The following is a 4,619-nucleotide window of genomic DNA, read 5'->3' as shown; positions in this document are numbered from 1 at the left end:
GCGCCCGGCCCCGGGCTCGGTGGGCCGGCGGAGGCCGGCGCGCCCTCCGGCTGGGCGGCGGTCCCGCCGGAGAGCCCGGCCGGGCCGCTGCCCACGTTGCCGCCCCCACCGAAGAAGAGACCGGCCCAGCCCTTCTTGAACACGCCCTCGGTCGGCGCCCCGCCGGTGCTCTCCGGCAGGAACGCCCGGGACAGGTCGTTCCAGGTGATCATGGGGACGATCGCGTCCACCCGGCGGTCCTGGGCGGCCAGCAGCAGCGCCAACCCACCGCCGTACGAGCCGCCGACCACGCCGACCTTCGGATCGCCGGCGCCGTCGGTGCGCACCTCCGGCCGGGCAGCCAGCCAGTCCAGCAGCCGTTGCGCGTCGCGTACCTCGTGGTCCGGGCTGTCCAGGTGGATCTCGCCGCCGCTGCGGCCGAAGCCCCGCGCGGTCCAGGTGAGCACCGCGTAGCCGCGCCCGGCGAACTCCTCCGCGTCGGAGCGCACCGACTCCTTGGTGCCGCCGAACCCGTGCGCCAGCAGCACCGCCGGCACCTTGCGACCGGACGAGGCGTCGGTCGGCAGGTAGAAGGTGGTGTCCAGGTCCACCGGCTGGTCGCCGGACGGTCCGGAGCGGACCGTGAGCATCGCGCTTTCGGTGCGTACGCCCGACCCCTGCGGCCACACCGCCCAGGTCACGGCGGCCGCCAGGAGGACGACGACCGCCGCTGCGGCGATCGCTCGGCGGCGGGTGGGCAGGGCACGCCGGAACCACGCGGCCGGCGACGGCGATCTCATGCGGCACACGGTACGGGCCACAGGCTGAGCGTTGGCTGAGATCCGCCGTACGTCCGTCCGGTTGCTCCGATCGGCGGTCGGACGAGGTGCGACCGCGCACGGTCGAAGGCGGCACAGTGAGTTGAGTTCGGATCACGTGAATTCCGATCTTCGGCGGATATCCACCTCGATCCCTTCATGTCACACCCGCCGATGGGACACAGCGTGCCCGCAACACGGACGAACGGTGACATCGCTCGAACTGACGCAAACCTGACTCACCGGCAGCCGGTTCGCCCACGGGCGATTCGGCTAGTTTTCCGGTCCGGTGCACGGGACTCGTCGGCGAACCCGCCACCGCGCCGACCCCCCGCCCGAAGCCGGAGGAGACACACATGACAGTCCCCGCGCCGCGGGCCCGTCGACGGCCGTCCAGGTGGGGCCGACTACTGCCGCTGCTGCTCGTCACGGCGCTGCTGGCGCCGATCGGCCTGCTCCTGGTGCAGACCTGGCGGCAGACCGGCGACAACCGCGACCTGGCCGCCCGGGAACGGCTCGGCGTGCAGTACCTCCGCGCCCTCGCCCCGGTCACCGACGCCCTGATCGAGACCCAGTCCGCCGCGGTCAACGGCCGCCCCGCGCCCCGCGAGGCGCTGACCCGCGCGGTCGAGGACGCCGCCGCGGTGGATGCCCGGATCGGCACCGAGCTGCGCAGCCAGGAACGCTGGGCCGGCCTGCGGACCAAACTGGAGGCGCTGAACGGCCGCAGCCCCACCGACCCCGAGTCCGCCTACACCGCGTACGGCGAGGTCACCGATCTGCTGCTGGCCCTGCACCGCAAGGTCCGGGAAAGCTCCGGGCTGGTTCGTGACCCGGGCGCCGACTCCTTCTTCCTCCAGGGCAGCGCCGGCCAGGAGCTGCCCGAAGCGCTGGTGGCCGCCGGCCGGCTCGCCGACCTGGGCACGCTCGCCCCTCGCCGGCCGGCCGCCGAGCAGGCCCGCAGCCTGATCGAGCTGACCGGACTGCGGGTGGCCGCGCTGACGCCCGCCACCGACCTGGTCGACAACCTGCGCTCCGCGGTGGACAGCTCGGAGAGCACCGACCTGGGCGCCAACGTGCTGACCCCGCTGGACACCTACCAGCGCTCGGTCGAGGCGCTGGCCGCGTCGTCCGCCCCGGCCCCCGGCACGGGCGCGGTGGACCCGGCCAGGCTGGCCGCCGCCCGACTCGACACGCACACGGCCGCCCTCCAGCTCCAGCCGGTCATCCTCAGTGAGCTGGACGCCCTGCTGATCGAGCGGATCGACGCGCTGGACCGGGACCGCTGGCAGACCATCGGGGCCGGGGTGACCGCCCTGCTGCTGCTGGGTTGGCTCGCCGCGCTGCTCATCGCCGCCGGCCGTCGCGCCCGCCGCCGGGCCACGCTGCCCGCAACGCGCGCCGACAGCCCCGACCTTTCACCATCGGGCGACCCCTGGCAGCCGGCGATCCACACCGGTCGACCAGGTGACCCGCGGCCGCTGCAACCGGTCGGCGCGACCCGCGACCCGGAAACCGCCCAGTGGGGACCGTCCGATGCTGCTCGGTAGGCTCCGGATCCGCGGCAAGCTCGCGCTGCTCGTGGTCATCCCCCTGCTCAGCATGGTCGGCCTCGCCGTGCCCGTGGTGCTCGACCGGGTGGCCGCGGCCCAGCGCGCCAGCGACATCGCCGAGCGGGTGCGACTCGCCAGCCGCGTCGGCAGCCTGGTGCAGGACCTCCAGCAGGAACGCATCCTCTCGGTCGGCTTCCTGCTCGGCCGGGTGGAACGCGCCGAACTGGTCCGCAAGACCGCCGACGTGGACGACCGGGTCGCCGACCTGCGGGCCGGGGGCAGCGACGCGCTGACCGACCAGGTCGACCACGCCCTGCACGGGGTGTCCAGCCTCATCGACCTGCGGACCGCCGTCCTCGCCCGGGCCGCGAGCCCGACCCAGGTGATGGACGCGTTCGGCCCGGTCAACCGGGGAATGATCGAGTCACTGCGGCTGCCGTTCAGCGTGGACACCGACACCCGGCCGGGCCGCCAGGTGCTGGCCCTGGACGGGCTGCTGCGCGCCGACGAGGGGCTGGGCGCCTGCGCCACCCTGATCGTGCTGGTCAAGGCGACCGGCAGCGCGCAGGCCAGCGCCGGGTACGTGGCCTGCATGGCCGCCCTCCAGGTGGACAGCCAGCGCTTCCGCAGTCTGATCACGCCCGAGCAGTTGACGGTGGCCCGGCTCAACGACGTGGCGGTGGCCGCCCGTACCAGCTCCGACTTCCTGGTCACCAGCGCCCGGGACCCGGCCGGAGCGATCCGCGACATCCCACTGGACGCGCTGTTCCCGTCCGTCCGGTCGATGATCCGGCTCGGCCAGTTCATCGAGAAGAAGCTGGTCGCCGACGTACTCGCCGAGGTGACCGCCGAGCAGCGGCGGGCGCTGACCGCCGCGTACCTCGTCGGAGGCGCCGCGGCGCTGATCCTGGCGGTGGTGGTGCTGCTCAGCACGGCCGTCGCCCGTACGGTGGCCCGGCCGCTGACCCGCCTCACCCGCTCCGCCGACCGGGTCGCGCGGGTCGCCGAGGCCGAGCTGGTGCGGGTCACCGACGACGAGGCGGAGAGCGCCCAGCCGGTCCGCTTGGATCCGGTGGACATCCGGGCCAACGACGAGATCGGCGACCTGGCCCGGGCCTTCGACCGGGTGCAGAGCACCGCGGCCCGGCTGGTCGAACGGCAGGTCGCCGGCCGGCGCAACGTGGCGCAGATGTTCGGCCACGTCGGGCGCCGCACCCAGAACCTGGTGGGCCGGCAGCTCGCGCTGATCGACCGGCTCGAACAGCAGGAGGTCGACCCGGGTCGGCTGGAGCACCTGTACCGGCTCGACCACATCTCCAGCCGGCTGCGGCGCAACGCCGGCAGCCTGGTGGTGCTCTCCGGATCGGCCGGGGCGGACGCGCACACCGCGCCGGTGCCGCTGGCCGACGTGGTCCGGCTGGCGCTCGGCGAGATCGAGGACTACACCCGGGTGGAGGTGCGGGTGCCGGCCGGCATCTCGGCCGCGCCGGCCGTGGTCGGCGACCTCATCCTGGCGCTGGCCGAACTGATGGAGAACGCCACCATCTTCTCCCCGCCGCACACCCGGGTGCTGGTGGCCGGTGAGGCGTCCGGGCTCGGTGCCCGGATCACGGTGGTGGACCGCGGCATCGGGATGAGCGAGCAGCGACTGGCCGACGAGAACGCACGGCTCACCCGGCGGGAGCGGCTCGACCTGGCACCGACCGAGGTGCTCGGCCTCTTCGTGGTGGGCCGGTTGGCCCGCCGCCACGGCTGGGTGGTGAGCCTGGCCGCCACCGACGGCGGCGGGGTCACGGCCCAGCTGGAGATCCCACCGGCGTCGCTGGTGCTCCGACGCGCCGACCGGGCCGGGGCCACCGTCGCCCGGGCCGCCGTGCCCGAGCGGGACCGGCGTTCGCCGGCCGCGCTCGGTCACGGCCGGGGCGCACGATCCCTCACGGCCACCGCCGCACCGGCCGGCTTCGACCCGGATCTGCTCAGCCGGGCCACCCGCAGCCTGGAGTCCGGTGCGTCCTGGGACGCGTTCGGCAGCGGGGCACCGGCCGCCGCCGACACGACGCCACCCGCACCGGTCGACCTCCCACTCACCGAGTCGGGCCTGCCCCGACGACCGGGGCGCGGGGCGAATGGTGGCGGCGCGGGCATCGCCGGCGCCGGCATCGGCAATCCCAACCGCACCGTGCCGGGTCCGGCCCCGGCAAGCCCGGAACCATTGGGGACGCCGAGCGGCCCGCCGGTCCGGCAGCGGGCCGCTCGGCGTCCCCAATGG

Annotated in this window: 3 protein-coding genes; 2 read left to right on the top strand and 1 reads right to left on the bottom strand. The window is 74.8% G+C overall.

The genetic code is table 11. The features are described 5' to 3' along the window. Positions 1-779: alpha/beta hydrolase (locus EAD98_RS07865; protein ID WP_147457356.1), on the bottom strand; the 779-nt coding region annotated here is incomplete at its 3' end. Positions 780-1,153: 374 nt separating this feature from the next. Here EAD98_RS07865 and EAD98_RS07860 point away from each other — a divergent pair. Next, complete coding sequence (locus EAD98_RS07860) at positions 1,154-2,347, top strand: hypothetical protein (protein WP_121653392.1); 1,194 nt, start codon at positions 1,154-1,156, stop codon at positions 2,345-2,347. Continuing rightward, the coding region (locus EAD98_RS07855) for a nitrate- and nitrite sensing domain-containing protein (RefSeq protein ID WP_233583755.1) at positions 2,334-4,619 on the top strand (2,286 nt) is incomplete at its 3' end. The genes EAD98_RS07860 and EAD98_RS07855, both read left to right, overlap by 14 nt.

This window comes from Micromonospora sp. CV4 (assembly GCF_003667455.1).
Taxonomy (GTDB): Bacteria; Actinomycetota; Actinomycetes; order Mycobacteriales; family Micromonosporaceae; genus Micromonospora.
The sequence above is the reverse complement of the archived record's forward strand: the minus strand, read 5'-3'. Positions and strand labels throughout refer to the sequence as shown.

Coding starts and splice junctions, on each gene's coding strand:
- EAD98_RS07860 (WP_121653392.1), top strand. CDS start 1,154: ATGACAGTCCCCGCGCCGCGGGCCCGTCGACGGCCGTCCAGGTGGGGC.